Origin of the sequence: Pseudoxanthomonas sp. SGNA-20 (assembly GCF_003931635.1) — a bacterium.
In the GTDB taxonomy this organism is placed as follows: domain Bacteria; phylum Pseudomonadota; class Gammaproteobacteria; order Xanthomonadales; family Xanthomonadaceae; genus Pseudoxanthomonas.
This window is the reverse complement of the sequence record NZ_RRYK01000002.1, coordinates 128,058-144,303: the sequence shown is the minus strand read 5'-3', so window position 1 is coordinate 144,303 and position 16,246 is coordinate 128,058. Positions and strand designations below refer to the sequence as shown.

Genomic DNA, 16,246 nt, shown 5'->3' with positions numbered 1-16,246 from the left:
ATGCAAAACCGGCGACGCCGCGCAAGCGGCGCGATGCAACGTAAGTCGGAGAGATGGCCGAGCGGTTTAAGGCACCGGTCTTGAAAACCGGCGTAGTGGCGACACTACCGTGGGTTCGAATCCCACTCTCTCCGCCACCTTCAGGACAGGGGTTCCCGGGCACGGCCTGGTTGCACCCGAGGGTTATGCAAACATTCCTTGCGCCGCTTGTCGCGCCCTGGAGGGAGCGATAGGCTGCGGCGCGGGGCATACCGAGGGAACGGCATGGCCATCCGTGTATTTCTGATCGACGACCATGCGCTGGTCAGGACCGGCCTGCGCATGATCCTGGGCGCCGAAGCGGACATCCAGGTCGCCGGCGAAGCGGAGAGCGGCGAGGACGCGCTGCGCCAGCTACGCGCACTTTCGCCCCCGGTGGACGTGGTCCTGTGCGACCTGCACCTGCCGGGCATCAGCGGGCTGGAAGTGACCGAGCGCATCGTGCGCGAAGGCGTGCACGGGCACGTGCTGATCGTGTCCGTGCTCGAGGACGGGCCGCTGCCCAAGCGCCTGCTCGACGTGGGCGCCTACGGCTACATCGGCAAGGGCAACGATGCGCGCGAACTGCTGCGCGCGGTGCGCGACGTCGCCGCAGGCAAGCGCTACCTTGGCAGCAGCGTGGCGCAGAACATGGCGCTGGCTGGCGTGGAACGGGTGGAGTCGCCGTTCGACACGCTCTCGCCGCGCGAACTGGAAGTGGCCATGCTGCTGGTCCAGGGGCTGCGCCAGGAAATGATCGCGCGCCGGCTCAAGCTCAGCGCCAAGACCGTCAACACGCACAAGTCGCGCCTGTTCGAGAAGGTCGGCGTGCAGGACAGCATCGCGCTGGCGCGACTGGCGGCCCGCTACGGGCTGATGGATCCCGGCCGCTCGCTGTAAGCCGCGCCGCCGGTCGCAGCCATGCACCGCGGATGGGGCTGGCGTTGCGCCGCCACCGTGCGGCGCACGGGTCTCGTTGCTGCAGTGGACAGCGGAGGAGCAGGGGACGGGCCGTGCGACGCGGGCTCGGGCCGCGCCGTGAACCTGGCGCCAGAGCACCTCGGCCGTCCGCGGGCCACTGCAGGCAGACAGTCGATGTCTGGCGCGAACCCGGGCGGGGAGCCAACAAACTTCCCTGAAACGACGAAGGCCCGCCATCCGGCGGGCCTTCGTCGCTGCCGGCCGGCGGACTCAGTCCTGCTGGCGCGGCGTATCGGCCTGTTCCTCGCCGCTCGCCTCTTCCCCGGCGGCGGCATCGGCCGCACCGGTTTCCGGGGCCCGGGTGGCTTCCTCGCCACCGGCCTCGCCAGGCTCGGCCTGGGCGGCATCAGCCTGGCTCGCATCGGCCTGCGGCGCAGGCACCTGCCCGCTTTCCGGCAGCTGGTCAAACAGGCCGGCGGTGGTGAACGGGTCCGGGTTGGCAGGCTGCTCCGCCTCGGCGGCTGCCGGCTCTTCCGCGGCCGGCGCTTCTGCCACGGTCGGAGCCGGAACTTCCCCGGCCGCCGGCGTCTCCGCCTTGGCCTCGGAGGCCGGGGCGTCCGGCGCCGCTTCGGCCACGCTGACCGGGGCGACGGCAGCGGCATCGGCCGGGGTCGCCTCGGCCGGCTGCGGCGCGGCTTCCGGCGCGGCGGCCGTGGCGGCGGCCTCGGCAGGCGTCACCGGCGCGGAGGCCTGTTCCGCGGCCACGGCTTCGACCGGCGCGGCAGGTTTGACCGCCGGCACCGGATCCGGCGTGGCGGTGGGCGCCTGCTCCACCGGCGCGGGCTCGGCAGGGGTCTCGGCGACAGCCTCGGTCGCGGGCACGGCCTGCTGGGCAGCCGCGGTTTCGGCGGCACCCGGCTCAGCGGCGACCGGCCCGGCCGTCGGGGCGGCAACCGGAGCCGCAGGGCCATGGGATTCCACGTCTGCGGCCGGGGCCGCGCTCACCGGGGCCGGCAGGTCGTCGAAGTCGAACTCCGGCTGGCTGGCCGGGGCGACCTGTGCCGCGGCCTCGCCCTCGGCGTCGTCATCGCCCTCGAGGCCTTCGCCCAGTTCCTGCGCGCCCTCGGCGCTGGCACCCTCGGCCGCGGCACCACCGCGACGGCGGCGACGGCCACCGCGACGGCCGCGCCGACGGCGGCTGCCGCCCTCCGCGGTCGCGCCTTCCTCGCCAGGCGCCGCGGCCTCGGCGACGGCGGTCGCCTCGCCGGTGGCCTCGGCCGGAGCGGGCGAGGGGACATTGCTGGTGTCGTCGAGCGGGGCGGCGACCGCGGCAGCTGCCGCGGCAGCCACGGCCGCGGTGCCGGGCTGCACGGGCTCGGCGGCTGCCGCCTGGGCCGGCTCTTCGGTGCGCGGGCGCTGCGGCTGCGCCGGACGGGCAGCGGTTTCGGCGGCGGGGGCGCTGGTGGCCTCGGCCGGCTTCGGCTGGCGCTGCTTCTGCGGCTGCTGCTTGTTGCCGCCGGCCTGCTGGCCATTGCGGCCCTGCTGCTGCGCCTTGTCCTGCTTGTCCTGCTTGTCCTGGCGTTCCTGCTTCGGCTGGGCCTGGCCATTGCCGCCCTTGCCCTGGCCGCGCTTGCGTCCCTGGCCCTGCGCCTGGCCGCTGCCGGCCGCCTCGCCGCGTTCGCGGCGCGGGCGCTCGTTGCGGTTGCCGCGGCCTTCGCCCTGGCCGGCGGCCGCGGTGCGCTCGGGCTTGGCCGAGGCCGGGGCCGGATCCAGCGCCGCGCCAAACAGGCGCTTGAGGAAGCCGACCACGCCGCCGCCAGTGGACGGGGCAGGCGCCGGGGCAGGTGCGGGCGCCGCCGGCTGCACCGGCGCTTCCTCGCGCTCCTCGCGCACCGGTGCCGGGCGCGGCGGGGCCACGCGGGTCACCGCCGGGGCCGGCGGGATGTTCAGCTGGGCCTTGGTCAGGGCGTGCACCGGCAGCTTGCGCGGGGTGCCGCGCTGGTAGGAAGGCTTGCTGCTTTCCTCGCCCAGCTCGTTCTCGCGCAGGCGGGTGACCTCGTAGTGCGGGGTCTGCAGCTGCTCGTCGGCGACGATGATGATCGGCGCGTCGTGGCGGGTCTCGATCTCGCGCAGCGCGCTGCGCTTCTCGTTGAGCAGGAAGTTGGCGATCTCCACCGGGGCCTGGACCAGCACCTGCCCGGTGTTCTCCTTCATCGCGTGCTCCTCGGCGACGCGGATGATGGACAGCGACAGCGACTCGATGCTGCGCATGCGGCCGTGGCCCTCGCAGCGCGGGCAGACGATCTGGCTGGCCTCGCCCAGGCTGGTGCGCAGGCGCTGGCGGCTCATCTCCAGCAGGCCGAAGCGGCTGATGCGGCCGATCTGGACGCGGGCGCGGTCGTACTTGAGCGCCGCCTGCAGCCGCTCCTCGACCGCGCGCTGGTGCTTGGACGAGGACATGTCGATGAAGTCGATCACCACCAGGCCGCCCAGGTCGCGCAGGCGCAGCTGGCGGGCCACCTCGTCGGCGGCCTCCAGGTTGGTCTGGAACGCGGTCTCCTCGATGTCGCCGCCCTTGGTGGCGCGGGCCGAGTTGACGTCGATCGCGGTCAGCGCCTCGGTCTGGTCGATCACCAGGGCGCCGCCGGAGGGCAGGCGCACGGTGCGCTCGTAGGCGTTCTCGATCTGCGACTCGATCTGGAAGCGGTTGAACAGCGGGATGTCGTCGGTGTAGTGCTTGAGCTTGCGCAGGTTGTGCGGCATCACCTGCTCGATGAACTGCCGCGCGTCGTTGTACATCTCCTCGGTGTCGACCAGGATCTCGCCGATGTCGTTGCGCAGGTAGTCGCGCAGGGCACGGATGATCAGCCGCGACTCCTGGTAGATCAGGAACGGCGCCGGCTTGCTCAGGGCCGCCTCGGCGATCGCGCGCCAGACCGCCAGCAGGTAGTCCAGGTCCCACTGCAGTTCTTCCGCGTCGCGGCCCACGCCTGCGGTGCGGATGATCACGCCCATGTCGTCCGGGATGTTCAGGGCGTCCATGGCGCGCTTGAGCTCGGCCCGGTCCTCGCCCTCGATCCGGCGCGAGACGCCGCCGGCGGTCGGGGAGTTGGGCATCAGCACCATGTAGCGACCGGCCAGCGAGATGAACGTGGTCAGGGCGGCGCCCTTGTTGCCGCGCTCGTCCTTGTCCACTTGGACGACGACTTCCTGGCCCTCGCGCAGCAGCTCGCGGATGCCGGCCTTGTTCGGGTCCACGCCGGCCTGGAAGTAGTCGCGGGAGATTTCCTTCAGCGGCAGGAAGCCGTGGCGCTCGGCGCCGTAGTCGACGAAGGCCGCTTCCAGCGAGGGCTCCAGCCGGGTGATGCGGCCCTTGTAGATGTTGGACTTCTTCTGTTCCTTGGACGGCTGTTCGATGTCGATGTCGTAGAGGGTCTGGCCGTCCACGATGGCCACGCGCAGTTCCTCTGCCTGCGTGGCGTTGATGAGCATTCGCTTCATGGTGCGTTCCTTATCGCGCTCTGACGCGCGGAACGCCGGGCGTTCGCCGTACTGGAATCCCGCCCCGCCGTGTTCCGGCGGGGCGGGCTTCGCCGCCCTCGCGCAACAGCGCGTCCGGGCGGATCCTGGTTTCCAGCGCTGCAACACCACGGCGGTCCGCGGGAGCGCTCTGCTTGTCTGGTTTTAGGTACAGCGGGCCGGTGGCGCGGACGCCACGCGGGACATGTTCAGCTACCGGTGCTCTGACCCACCGGGCCATGGCCGGGTCTGCCTGCAAGCCGCTAACATGGCCGCCCCGGGGGCGGTGGTCGCGTACTGTGCCGGGGTCGCGGGAAGTCCGGGCTTTCGGCCCCGTGACTTCTTCCAGCGGAATCAAACCCTTACATCGCCACCCGAGTCTAACAGAATTAGCCGCCAATGACCGACCCATCCCCCCGGACAGGAGCCCGCACCGTTACGGTGCCAGAAGACCGTGACGGGCAGCGCCTGGACAACTTCCTGCTGGGCCAGCTCAAGGGCGCCCCGCGCAGCCTGGTGTACAAGCTGGTGCGCAGCGGCCAGGTGCGGGTGAACGGCGGCCGCGCCAAGGCCGAGCGCAAGCTGGCCGGCGGCGACGAGGTGCGCATCCCGCCGGTGCGGATCGAGCCGGAGGGCGAGCGCGGGACCCCGGCGCCGGGCCTGCTGCAGCGCATGGAAGCGGCGATCGTCTTCGAAGATGCGCGCATCCTCGTGGTGGACAAGCCTTCCGGCGTGGCCAGCCACGGCGGCAGCGGGATCAGCTTCGGCGCCATCGAGACCCTGCGCGCCCTGCGCCCGGGCCAGACCCTGGAACTGGCCCACCGCCTGGACCGGGACACCTCCGGCATCCTGGTGGTGGCCAAGAAGCGCTCGGCCCTGGCCGAGCTGCAGGCACTGATGCGCGAGGGCGGCGCCGGCGGCGGCATCCGCAAGCGCTACCTGGCCCTGCTGGCCGGGCGCATGCCCGACGGCACCATGAGCGTGGACGCCCCGCTGCATGTGGGCCTGCGCCAGGGCGGCGAGCGCCACGTGCAGGTGGCCCCGGCGGGCAAGCCCTCGCTGAGCCACTTCCGGGTGCTGGAGCGGCGCGGCGGGCATTCCTACTGCGAGGTGCGGATCGAGACCGGCCGCACCCACCAGATCCGGGTCCATGCCCGCCACCTCGGCCACCCGGTGGCCGGCGACGACAAGTACGGGGACCCGGAGGTCAACCGCCGCCTGCGCGACAAGGCCGGGTTGCGCCGGCTGTTCCTGCACGCGGCTTCGCTGGAGTTCGCCCTGGACGCCGGCCGCACCCCGTACACCCTCAATGCGCCGCTGCCGCCGGAGCTGCGCGAGGTGCTGGACCGGCTCGACTAGGCCGCCGCCGCGGCGTTCACAGCTTGAACAGGACCAGGCTCACGGCCAGCACCGCCATGCCGCTGACCAGGCCGTACACGGTCTCGTGGCCCTTGCCGTAGCGCTTGGCCGCCGGCAGCAGCTCGTCGATCGCCAGGAACACCATGACCCCGGCGATGATCCCGAACACCGCGCCGAACACCGCGTCGGTCATCACCTGCGACAGCAGGGCGTAGCCCACGCCGGCGCCGATCGGCTCGGCCAGGCCGGACAGCAGGCTGGCGATGAAGGCGTAACGCTTGTTGCCGGTGGCGTAGTACACCGGCACCGCGATGGCGATGCCCTCGGGGATGTTGTGGATGGCGATGGCGAAGGCCAGCGGCAGGCCCAGGGCCGGGCTCTCCAGGGTCGCGAAGAAGGTCGCCAGGCCTTCGGGGAAGTTGTGCGCGGTGATCGCCACCGCGGTCATCAGGCCCACCCGGCGGATGTACTCGCGGTTGTGCTCGCGCAGCGCCGGGTCGTCGCTGGTGAGGCTGTCGTGCGGATTGGGGATCAGCCGGTCGATCAGCATGATCGCCACCAGCCCGGCCAGGAAGGCGCAGGTCGCCCCGGCGAAGCCGGCCTTGTCGCCATAGGCCAGGCTGAAGGAGGCGATCGACTTGTTGAGGATCTCCGACAGTGAGACATAGACCATCGCGCCGCCGGCGAAGGCCAGGCCGAAGGCCAGCAGGCGCGGATTCGGGTTGCGGGCGAAGATCACCAGCAGGCTGCCCAGGCCGGTGGCCAGGCCGGCGGCCAGGGTCACGCCAAGTGCGACCAGCACCTGGGAGAGGGCGATCTCGGGCATTCAGGCAGGCCTTGGGAGGTGGGGCGGGGGACTCAGGGGCGGCGGCCGGCGTCCAGGGCGAAGCATTCGTCCGGGCGCACCTGCGGCGGGGTGAAGTTCACCGGCACCTGGATGGTCCGCGCGATCGGCTGGCCGCCGCGGGTGGCCGGGCGGAACTTCCAGCCCTGCACAGCCTCCTGTGCCAGGCGGTCCAGCTCGTCGTTGCCGCTGCTGCGCAGCAGGGTGATGCGGGTAGGCGTGCCCTCGGTGCCCACTTCCACCTGCAGCACGCTCTGCCCGCCGATCCCGGCGCAGCCCAGCTCGGCCGGGTACTGCGGCGGCGGGGTGTCGATCGCCGCGATCTCGGTCGGCGGCGGCACCGGCGCGGCCGGGGTGGCGTCGTCGCGGCCGCAAGCGGCCAGCAGCAGCGTGCCGAGCAGGGCGGCGGAAACGGGCAGGGCGCGGGTCATGTTCAGTCCTCGAGCAGGGCGGAGGCCTTGGCGGCGCAGATGAAGTCGTTCTCGCTCAGGCCGCCGACGTCGTGGGTCGAGAAGCGCACCACGCAGCGGTCGTAGTGCACGCCCAGGTCCGGGTGGTGGTCCTCCCGGTGCGCGATCCAGGCCAGCGCGTTCACGAAGGCCATGGTGTGGTGGTAGTCGCGGAAGCGGAAGGTGCGCACCAGGGCGCGGCCTTCCTCGGCCAGCTCCCAGCCGGGCACCTCCGGCAGCAGCTCGGCCAGGCGCGCCTGGGTAAGGCGGTGCTCGATGCCCTTGCGGGGGATGCAGTGCGCCTGCGACAGCGGAATCAGGTCTGGCATGCCGGGTCTCCATCTGCCGGCCGATGATCCCCGTGGCGGCGTGCACGCAGCGTTGCAGCCTGGCGTGGCACACCGGCTGCGGGAGGGGGCCGGGACCCGGCTAGAATACCCGCATGATCAACATCTCAGACACCGCGCAGGCGCATTTCCGCAAGCTGGTCGAACGCGAGGGCATCCCCGGGCTGGGGGTGCGCCTGAGCGCGGTCGACCCGGGCACGCCGCGCGCCGACGCGCGGCTGGAGTTCGCCGAGCCGTCCGAGCTGGCCGGCGACGAGTGGGCGGTGGACTGCGAGGGCTTCACCCTGTACGTGGCCGCCGACAGCGTGCCGTGGCTGGACGGCGCCGAGATCGACTACGTCTACCAGGGCACCGGCGCGCAACTGACCATCCGCGCGCCCAAGATCAAGGGCGAGGCGCCCGGCGAGGCCGCCTCCCTGGTCGAACGCGTGCGCTGGGTGATGGACAACGAGATCAACCCGCAGCTGGCCTCCCACGGCGGCCGCGCCGCGGTGGAGCAGGTCTCCGCCGACGGCGTGGTGTGGCTGCGCTTCGGCGGCGGCTGCCACGGTTGCGGCATGGCCGACGTCACCCTCAAGCAGGGCATCGAGAAGACCCTGATGGCGCGGGTGCCGGGGGTGACCGCGGTGCGCGACGCCACCGACCACGACTCCGGCTCGGCGCCGTACATGCCGCGCGGCCGCGCAGGCTGACCCGGCGGCCTTGCGGTGACGCGGGGGGCCGAAATCATCCAGCTGCTCAACGCGCGCGAGCGCGTGCGCGTGCCTTTGGAGCGCAGCACCGGCCTGCCCTACGGCTGGGCGCTGTGGATGAAGGCCGCCCCGGCTGCCGCCGCTCCGGCGCTGCGTGCGGACGAACTCGTGGCACTGCTGGCCGCGCGCCCGCCCGGGCCCTGGCCGCGCGGCGAGGAGCTGACCCGCTGGCAGGCCCTGCTGGCGCTGTTCCGCCAGGGCTGGCAGCCGGCGCCGCGCGACGAACGCCCGCTACGCGCCCTGTCCTGGGCCGGCAGCGCCGCGTTGCACCTGGTATTCGTGCTGCTGCTGTCCTGGATCGCCTACCTGCAGTCGCTGCTGCCGCCCCCGCCGCGCGCGGCCGGCGGCGGGGAACGCGTGGGCATTGGCTTCGTTGGCCGCGAGGGTGCCGCGGGCACGCCTGGCGATTCGGCGCAGGGCGAGGCCTCCGTGACGCCGGCCGCGGCGCGCCAGCCCGGCCAGGCACGGCAGCGGCCGACCCCGCCGACGCCCGCGCCGCAGGTGGCCGATGCGGCGGCCGCGGCGGGACAGTCCGCCGCAGCAACCGAACCCGTCGCGAGCGCGCAGGCCGATCCGGCCGAAGCCGCGCTCGAGGTCCCGCCGGTTCCGCTGATCGAGCCCCAGGCGCCAGCCCCGCGGTTGCCGGAGGTGGCGCTGCGCGAGGTGGAACTCCCGGAACCGGTCGAGGTGGCCAGCGTGCCTGTCCCACAGGTGCCGCTGCTGGTCCGCGAGGTCGCGGTGCGCGAGCCGCAACCGCAGCTGCGCGAGCGCGAGGTGGTGGTGGTCACGGCTCCGGCCATCCAGGCGCCGCGTCCGCGCGAGGTGGACCTGTCCGCGCTGCGGGCGCGCGAGCCGGAACTGCGCCCGCGCGAGGTCGTCGTGGTCGATGTGCCGGCGCTGCCGGCGCCGGCGGTGCGTCCGCTGGAGGTGCCCGCGCCGCCGGTGCGCCTGCCCGAGGTGCGCCAGCGCGAGGTGCCCGCGCCAGTCGCCGCCACCGCACTGCCCACTCCGCCGGTGCGCCTGCCGCAGGTGCAGCCGCGCCCGTCGGCTGCCCCGGCGCTGCGCCCGCGCGAGGTCCCGATGCCGGCCGCGCCGAGCGCCGCTGCACCGGCGCCGGCCGTGGCCCAGCCAGCCCCGGCAGCCGCCGCGCCTGCGCCCCAGCCTGGGGAGTCGGCCGCGGCGCCGTCGCCGGCTACGGCGGCAGCCCCTGCGCCGGCTGCGGCCGCGGAACCGGCGGCACCCGGCGCGGCGTCGTCCGCGCCGCGCCAGGAGCGTGGCGCGGCGCCGGGCAGCGATCCCTGGGCCAATGTGCTGGCGGATGACCGCTGGGGCGGACAGGCCCAATCCGCGGGGCCCGGCCCGGGCCTGTTCGACGCCCAGGGGCGCGCGCGCCTGCCTGGCGCGGGCGAGGCGCCGGGGCAGGGCCCAGGGGGCGGAGCGGGCGAGGGCCTGGCCGAGCGCGGTGCTCCCGGGGGCGACAGCGATGCCTGGACCCGCGAGCGCATCGAGCAATCCGGTACCTGGCTCAAGCGCCCGCCGTACGACTACGAGCCGACCAGTTTCGACCGCTACTGGGTGCCGAACGCGTCGCTGCTGGCCGAATGGGTGCGCAAGGGCATCAAGTCGGTGGCGATCCCGATCCCGGGCACCAACGGCAAGCGGATCACCTGCGTGGTCTCGCTGCTGCAGCTGGGTGGCGGCTGCGGGATCAGCGACCCCAACCTCAACGAGCAGGCGGCCGAGGCGCGGCCACCGCCGGACGTTCCGTTCAAGCCGGAGCTGCAGGAGGACAACGGCAGCGTGCGCCCGTGAGCCGCCTGCTGGGCCGCGCCCGGCATCCTGCTAGAATCGGCGACCGCTTTTCACCTGCCAGTCGACGCCATGATCGAGCTCAATCCCGTCCGCCAGCGCATCGCCGACCTTACCGGTCGCGTGGTCTCGCTACGGGGGTATCTTTGACTACGACGCCAAGAAAGAGCGTCTGGAAGAAGTAAACCGCGAACTGGAGCTGCCCAACGTCTGGGACGACCCGGAGCGTGCGCAGGCCCTGGGCCGCGAGCGCGCGATGCTGGACAAGACCGTCGGCGGCATCGCCGCGGTGCTGGAGGGCCTGGAGGGCTCCACCGAACTGCTCGAGCTGGCCGAGAGCGAGCAGGACGAGGAGACCGCCCTGGCGGTGGTGGCCGACGTCGACCGCTATGAGAAGGAGATCGAGAAGCTGGAGTTCCAGCGCATGTTCTCCGGGCAGATGGACGGCGCCAACGCCTTCGTCGACATCCAGGCCGGCGCCGGCGGCACCGAGGCCCAGGACTGGGCCGAGATGCTGCTGCGCATGTACCTGCGCTGGTGCGAGTCGCGCGGCTGGAAGACCGAGCTGCTGGAGGTCTCCGGCGGCGACGTGGCCGGCATCAAGTCCGCCACCTTCCGCGTGGAAGGCGAGTTCGCCTACGGCTGGCTGAAGACCGAGACCGGCGTGCACCGCCTGGTGCGCAAGAGCCCGTTCGACTCGGACAACCGCCGCCACACCAGCTTCACCTCGGTGTTCGTCAGCCCCGAGGTCGACGACAAGATCGACATCGAGATCAACCCGGCCGACCTGAAGACCGACGTCTACCGTTCCTCCGGCGCCGGCGGCCAGCACGTCAACAAGACCGAGTCGGCGGTGCGCATCACCCACGTGCCCAGCGGCATCGTGGTGGCCTGCCAGACCGAGCGCAGCCAGCACGCCAACCGCGACCGCGCGATGAAGATGCTGGCGGCCAAGCTGTACGAGCTGGAGCTGCAGAAGCGCAACGCCGAGAAGGACGCGGTGGAGGCCACCAAGTCCGACATCGGCTGGGGCAGCCAGATCCGCAACTACGTGCTCGACCAGAGCCGGATCAAGGACCTGCGCACCGGCATCGAGCGCAGCGATACCCAGAAGGTGCTGGACGGCGACCTGGACGAGTTCGTCGAGGCCAGCCTCAAGGCCGGCCTGCAGGTCGGCGCCAAACGGACCGACGCGGCCTGAGGCCGCGGCCGCCGCGCCGCGCGCCGATCCGCGTCCGCATCCTCCCCCGACGACCGGCCCGGCCGCCACGCGCGCCGGGCCGCCCAGAACCCAGGCGCGCCCCGCGCCACGTCCGGTCCAGAGCATGAGCCAGTCCAACGAAACCACCGCCGTCGCCCCCGCCGACGAGAACCACCTGATCGCCGAGCGCCGCGCCAAGCTCGCCGCCCTGCGCGAGCGCGGCATCGCCTATCCCAACGACTTCAAGCGCGCCGACTACGCCGGCGACCTGCAGGCCGAATTCGCCGACGCGGAGAAGTGGGCCGCCGAGGCCCTGGAGGCGCTGCCGCGCAAGGTGGCCCTGGCCGGCCGGCTGATGGCCAAGCGGGTGATGGGCAAGGCCAGCTTCGCCCAGGTCATGGACGAGTCCGGCCGCATCCAGCTGTTCCTGCAGGCCAACGCCCTGGGCGAGGCCTACGAGGCGTTCAAGTCGTTCGACGTGGGCGACATCGTCGCGGTCGAGGGCGGGCTGACCCGCACCCGCACCGGCGAACTGTCGGTCAAGGCCACCTCGCTGCGGCTGCTGGTCAAGTCGCTGCGCCCGCTGCCGGACAAGTGGCACGGCCTGGCCGACGTGGAGCAGCGCTACCGCCAGCGCTACGTCGACCTGATCGTGACCCCCGAGGCGCGCGACGTGTTCGTCAAGCGCAGCAAGATCATCCGCGCGATCCGCTCCTGGCTGGACGAGCGCCGCTTCCTGGAAGTGGAGACGCCGATGATGCACTACATCCCCGGCGGCGCCACCGCCAAGCCGTTCATCACCCACCACAACGCCCTGGACCTGCAGCTGTACCTGCGCGTGGCGCCGGAGCTGTACCTCAAGCGACTTGTGGTCGGCGGCCTGGAGCGGGTGTACGAGATCAACCGCAACTTCCGCAACGAGGGTGTGTCGACCCGGCACAACCCCGAGTTCACCATGCTCGAGCTGTACGAGGCCTACGCCACGTACCACGAGATCATGGACCTGACCGAGAACGTCATCCGCGACACCGCACAGGCGGTGCTGGGCACCACCGAGGTGGAGTGGGAAGGGCAGAAGATCGACCTGGGCCCGCGCTTCCGCCGTTGGCGCATGGACGAGGCCGTGCGCCACCACAACCCGGAGATCAGCGCCGCCGACTGCACCGACCGCGAAGCCCTGCTGCGCCACTGCGAGCGCCTGGGGATCAAGGTCAAGCCGGCCTGGGGCTGGGGCAAGCTGCTGCTGGAGATCTTCGAGGCCACGGTCGAGCACCACCTCGTCCAGCCGACCTTCATCACCGACCACCCGGTGGAGGTCAGCCCGCTGGCCCGTGCCTCGGACACCGAGCCGGGCTACACCGACCGCTTCGAGCTGTTCATCAACGGCAAGGAGCTGGCCAACGGCTTCTCCGAGCTCAACGACCCCGAGGACCAGGCGCGGCGCTTCCAGGCCCAGGTCGCGGCCAAGGAGGGCGGCGACGACGAGGCCATGCACTACGACGCCGACTACATCCGGGCCCTGGAATACGGCATGGCCCCGACCGGCGGCCTGGGCATCGGCATTGACCGCCTGGTGATGCTGCTGACCGGCAGCACCTCGATCCGCGACGTGCTGCTGTTCCCGTACATGCGCCCGGGCCAGCCCGGCTGAGCCCCCGCGCGCCGCCGGGCGCGCGCCAATTCCGCTTGCGCCGGCGTGGATGTCGCACCCGCCGGCGCCGCGTTATGCTGCAAGCCGGATCAAGGGCGGGACGCGCAGGCCTTGGACATCGCCATCGTCGACGACCAGGCATCGGCACGCACGATGCTGCGTCACATCATCGAGGACATCGCCCCGGAGCTGAAGGTCCACGACTTCGGCGACGCGCGCCAGGCGCTGGCCTGGTGCGAGGACCACCCGGTCGACCTGCTGTTGCTGGACTACCGCATGCCGGGCATCGACGGGCTGGAGTTCGCGCGCCGCTTCCGGCGCCTGCCGCGGCACCGCGACATCCCCATCATCCTGATCACCGTGGTCGGCGACGAGCCGATCCGCCAGGCCGCGCTCGAGGCCGGGGTGATCGACTTCCTGGTCAAGCCGGTGCGCCCGCGCGAGCTGCGCGCGCGCTGCCACAACCTGCTGCAGCTGCGGCAGCAGGCCGAGACCGTCAAGCAGCGCGCGCTGTCGCTGGAGCAGCGGCTGCTGGCGAGCATGCACGAGGTCGAGGAACGCGAGCGCGAGACCCTGTCGCGGCTGGCGCGCGCGATCGAGTTCCGCGACGCCGGCACCAGCTCGCACCTGGAGCGCATGGCGCGGGTGGCCTCGCTGATCGCCGAGGCGCTGGGCCTGCCCGAGGACGAGGTGAAGACGATCGAGGCGGCCGCGCCGCTGCACGACATGGGCAAGATCGCGATCCCGGACTCGGTGCTGATGAAGGCCGGGCAGCTGACCGAGGAGGAGCAGGCGATCATGCGCCGCCACCCGCGGATCGGCTACGAGCTGCTGGCCGACAGCCCCAACCGCTTCATCCAGGCCGGCGCGCTGATCGCGCTGCGCCACCACGAGCGCTGGGACGGCAGCGGCTACCCCGACGGGCTGGCCGGCGAGGCGATCCCGCTGGAGGCGCGGATCGTGGCGGTGGCCGACGTGTTCGACGCGCTGATCTCGCGCCGTCCGTACAAGGAGGCCTGGAGCATCGATGCCGCGCTGGCCTACCTGTACGCCCAGCGCGGCCGCCTGTTCGACCCGGCCTGCGTGGACGCGCTGCTGCGCGTGCGCGAGCGCCTGCTGGACATCTGCGAGCAGTACTCCGCCGCCTCGGCGCGGCCGCTCGGGGAGGTTTCCGGTGCGTAACCCGCTGGAATGGACCAGGCAGCGCCTGTCGGGCCGCCCGGACAGCGAGCACGGCCAGGCCCTGGTGCGCGTCGCCCTGATCCTGCTGATCCTGTGCTACGTGCTGCTGCCGTCCTCGCGCAGCGGCCTGGATGCGGAGCAGTACCGCGACGTGCTGGCGATCGTGCTTGGCGGCCTGGCCCTGAGCCTGGCGATCTTCGGCGCGCTGCTGGCGCGACCCGGCCGCTCGGACCTGCGCCGCGCGGTGGGCATGCTCGCCGACTACGGCTTGATGGCCGCCGGCATGATCCGCATGGGCGAGCCGCTGGCCTGGGTCTACATCGTGGTGATGTGGGTGACCGTCGGCAACGGCCTGCGCTACGGCCACCGCTACCTGCTGGCGGCGGTGGCCATGGCGGTGGCCAGCTTCGGCTCGGTGCTGTGGTTCACCGAGTTCTGGCACCAGGTGCGCGCGCTGGGCCTGGGCCTGCTGGCCGGCCTGGTGGCCGTGCCGATGTACCTGTCCAGCCTGCTGCGCCAGCTGACCCGCGCCACCGAGGAGGCGCAGCGCGCCAGCGAGGCCAAGAGCCGGTTCCTGGCCAACATGAGCCACGAGTTCCGCACCCCGCTCAACGGGCTGGCGGGCATGACCGAGCTGCTGTCGACCACCCAGCTGGACGGCGAGCAGCGCGAGTGCGTGCGCACCATCCAGGCCTCCACCCGCAGCCTGATGGGCCTGGTGGAGGACGTGCTGGACATCTCCGCGATCGAGGCGGGCAAGGTCAAGCTCAACCCGGAGAATTTCTCCCCGCGCGAGGCGCTGGATTCGGTCGGCCTGATCCTGCGCCCGCAGGCGCGGCAGAAGCAGCTGGAGTACCTGGTGGTGGTCGACGACGCGGTGCCGCAGCAGGTACGCGGCGACGCCGTGCACCTGCGCCAGGTGCTGCTCAACCTGGTCGGCAACGCGGTCAAGTTCACCGATGCCGGGCGGGTGCGGGTGGACGTGACCGTGGCCGGGGTGCAGGAGGGCGGCGGCGTGCGCCTGCGCTTCGTGGTCAGCGACACCGGCATCGGCATCCCCGAATCCATGCGCGGCCGCGTGTTCGAGGCCTTCGAGCAGGCCGACGCCAGCCTGGCGCGCCGCTACGGCGGCACCGGCCTGGGCACGACCATCGCCCGCGGCCTGGTCGAGGCCATGGGGGGCAGGATCGGCTACGAGAACCTGGAGCCGCGCGGCAGCCGCTTCTGGTTCGAGGTGCCGTTCCAGCCGGCCACCGCCGCCCCGCTGCGCCCCGCGGTGCTGGAGGAGGGCGGCCAGGACGTGGCTGCCGGCGACGGCAAGGTGATCGCCTTCGCCGACCCGTTCCTGCGCCACCGCGCGCGGGTGCGCAGCATGCAGGTGCTGGTGGCCGACGACTACGAAGCCAACCGCATGGTGCTGCAGCGCCTGCTGCAGAAGGCCGGCCACCGCGTGACCTGCGTCGCCGGCGGCGAGGAAGTGCTCGAGGCCATGGCCGAGCGCGACTACGACGTGGCCATCGTCGACCTGCACATGCCCGGCCTCAGCGGCCTGGACCTGCTGCGCCAGCTGCGGGTGATGCAGGCCGGCGGGGTCACCCAGACCCCGGTGGTGGTGCTCAGCGCCGACGTCACCCCCGAGTCGATCCAGCGCTGCGAGAAAGCCGGTGCCTACGCCTTCCTGGCCAAGCCGGTGGCCGCGGCGCGGCTGCTGGACGTGCTGGCAGACGTGGCGCTCCGGCGCGGTCGCCGCGCCGGAGCGGGCGGTACCGGCGCGCGCGAGGAGCGTCAGCCGGCGGCGGCCGGCGCCCCCGGTGCCGTGCTCGATCCCTCGGTGCTGGACGAACTGGCGGCGATGGGCATGGGCCTGGCCTTCGAGCAGGAGTTCATCCGCCACTGCCTGAGCGACGCCGAGGGCTGCCTGGCCTCGATGCAGCAGGCCGGCGAGGACGCGGACTGGTCGCGGCTGCGCGACCACGCGCACGCGATCAAGGGCGTGGCCGCGAACATGGGCCTGGTGCGGGTCGCGGAACTGGGCGGGGTGTTGATGCGCCTGCCGGAATGGCAGATGCGCAACGAATGGCGCGAGCACCTGGCGCGACTGGTCGAGGCTCTGGCCCAGGGCCGGCAGGCGCTGGATGCCCGGGTCGCGGCCCGCGATGGCGGCGCCCGCGACCGCGGGGACAGCTGAGGGGCA

12 protein-coding genes and 1 tRNA gene are annotated in these 16,246 nt (G+C 72.5%); 9 read left to right on the top strand and 4 right to left on the bottom strand.

The features are described from left to right. Positions 1 to 47: 47 nt before the first annotated feature. Positions 48 to 137: transfer RNA gene (locus EIM48_RS05965), tRNA-Ser, on the top strand. Between the two features lie 127 nt (positions 138 to 264). Continuing rightward, positions 265 to 918: a response regulator gene (locus EIM48_RS05960; RefSeq protein WP_026010356.1), complete on the top strand. Its 654-nt coding sequence runs from the start codon at positions 265 to 267 to the stop codon at positions 916 to 918. 291 nt (positions 919 to 1,209) lie between these two features. Here EIM48_RS05960 and rne read toward each other — a convergent pair whose 3' ends face one another. After that, positions 1,210 to 4,440, bottom strand: coding sequence for a ribonuclease E (gene rne / locus EIM48_RS05955; protein ID WP_125111289.1), 3,231 nt, complete (start codon positions 4,438 to 4,440; stop codon positions 1,210 to 1,212). Positions 4,441 to 4,857: 417 nt separating this feature from the next. Here rne and EIM48_RS05950 point away from each other — a divergent pair, with 417 nt between their 5' ends. Then, positions 4,858 to 5,817, top strand: a complete 960-nt coding sequence (locus EIM48_RS05950) for an RluA family pseudouridine synthase (protein WP_125111288.1) — start codon at positions 4,858 to 4,860, stop codon at positions 5,815 to 5,817. A gap of 16 nt (positions 5,818 to 5,833) precedes the next feature. On the opposite strand, the gene zupT is transcribed toward EIM48_RS05950, so the two are convergent. The 3 genes from zupT to EIM48_RS05935 are packed head-to-tail and all read right to left on the bottom strand — an operon-like array spanning position 5,834 to position 7,439. Beyond that, positions 5,834 to 6,643, bottom strand: a complete 810-nt coding sequence (gene zupT, locus EIM48_RS05945) for a zinc transporter ZupT (RefSeq protein WP_019397832.1) — start codon at positions 6,641 to 6,643, stop codon at positions 5,834 to 5,836. 32 nt (positions 6,644 to 6,675) lie between these two features. Further along, entirely contained in the window at positions 6,676 to 7,092 is a 417-nt protein-coding gene (locus tag EIM48_RS05940) for an energy transducer TonB (RefSeq protein ID WP_019397833.1), read from the bottom strand. 2 nt (positions 7,093 to 7,094) lie between these two features. Then, on the bottom strand, positions 7,095 to 7,439 hold the full coding sequence (locus EIM48_RS05935) for a 4a-hydroxytetrahydrobiopterin dehydratase (protein WP_019397834.1): 345 nt from the start codon (positions 7,437 to 7,439) through the stop codon (positions 7,095 to 7,097). Positions 7,440 to 7,552: 113 nt separating this feature from the next. Between EIM48_RS05935 and EIM48_RS05930 the strand changes: the two genes are divergently transcribed. The 6 genes from EIM48_RS05930 to EIM48_RS05905 all read left to right on the top strand — a co-directional run bounded on the left by EIM48_RS05930 (position 7,553) and on the right by EIM48_RS05905 (position 16,240). Further along, on the top strand, positions 7,553 to 8,149 hold the full coding sequence (locus EIM48_RS05930) for an NfuA family Fe-S biogenesis protein (RefSeq protein ID WP_019397835.1): 597 nt from the start codon (positions 7,553 to 7,555) through the stop codon (positions 8,147 to 8,149). 15 nt (positions 8,150 to 8,164) lie between these two features. Beyond that, positions 8,165 to 10,021 (top strand): hypothetical protein, encoded by a 1,857-nt coding sequence (locus tag EIM48_RS05925; protein WP_125111287.1) that lies wholly within the window; start codon positions 8,165 to 8,167, stop codon positions 10,019 to 10,021. A gap of 69 nt (positions 10,022 to 10,090) precedes the next feature. Next, positions 10,091 to 11,219, top strand: a protein-coding gene (prfB, locus tag EIM48_RS05920) for a peptide chain release factor 2 (protein ID WP_125076298.1) whose coding sequence is annotated in 2 segments (ribosomal slippage) — positions 10,091 to 10,165 and positions 10,167 to 11,219 — 1,128 coding nt in all. Because the reading frame shifts where the segments join, the coding sequence is not laid out codon by codon here. Positions 11,220 to 11,343: 124 nt separating this feature from the next. Next, on the top strand, positions 11,344 to 12,870 hold the full coding sequence (gene lysS / locus EIM48_RS05915) for a lysine--tRNA ligase (RefSeq protein WP_019398786.1): 1,527 nt from the start codon (positions 11,344 to 11,346) through the stop codon (positions 12,868 to 12,870). Between the two features lie 111 nt (positions 12,871 to 12,981). Continuing rightward, entirely contained in the window at positions 12,982 to 14,052 is a 1,071-nt protein-coding gene (locus EIM48_RS05910) for a two-component system response regulator (protein WP_125108652.1), read from the top strand. Continuing rightward, positions 14,045 to 16,240: an ATP-binding protein gene (locus tag EIM48_RS05905; RefSeq protein WP_125111286.1), complete on the top strand. Its 2,196-nt coding sequence runs from the start codon at positions 14,045 to 14,047 to the stop codon at positions 16,238 to 16,240. The genes EIM48_RS05910 and EIM48_RS05905 overlap by 8 nt, the downstream gene beginning before the upstream one ends. Positions 16,241 to 16,246 lie beyond the last annotated feature (6 nt).

Bases quoted from the DNA above. Each gene is read 5' to 3' on its own strand.
- EIM48_RS05960 (WP_026010356.1), top strand. From the start codon at position 265: ATGGCCATCCGTGTATTTCTGATCGACGACCATGCGCTGGTCAGGACC.
- rne (WP_125111289.1), bottom strand. From the start codon at position 4,440: ATGAAGCGAATGCTCATCAACGCCACGCAGGCAGAGGAACTGCGCGTG.
- EIM48_RS05950 (WP_125111288.1), top strand. From the start codon at position 4,858: ATGACCGACCCATCCCCCCGGACAGGAGCCCGCACCGTTACGGTGCCA.
- zupT (WP_019397832.1), bottom strand. From the start codon at position 6,643: ATGCCCGAGATCGCCCTCTCCCAGGTGCTGGTCGCACTTGGCGTGACC.
- EIM48_RS05940 (WP_019397833.1), bottom strand. From the start codon at position 7,092: ATGACCCGCGCCCTGCCCGTTTCCGCCGCCCTGCTCGGCACGCTGCTG.
- EIM48_RS05935 (WP_019397834.1), bottom strand. From the start codon at position 7,439: ATGCCAGACCTGATTCCGCTGTCGCAGGCGCACTGCATCCCCCGCAAG.
- EIM48_RS05930 (WP_019397835.1), top strand. From the start codon at position 7,553: ATGATCAACATCTCAGACACCGCGCAGGCGCATTTCCGCAAGCTGGTC.
- lysS (WP_019398786.1), top strand. From the start codon at position 11,344: ATGAGCCAGTCCAACGAAACCACCGCCGTCGCCCCCGCCGACGAGAAC.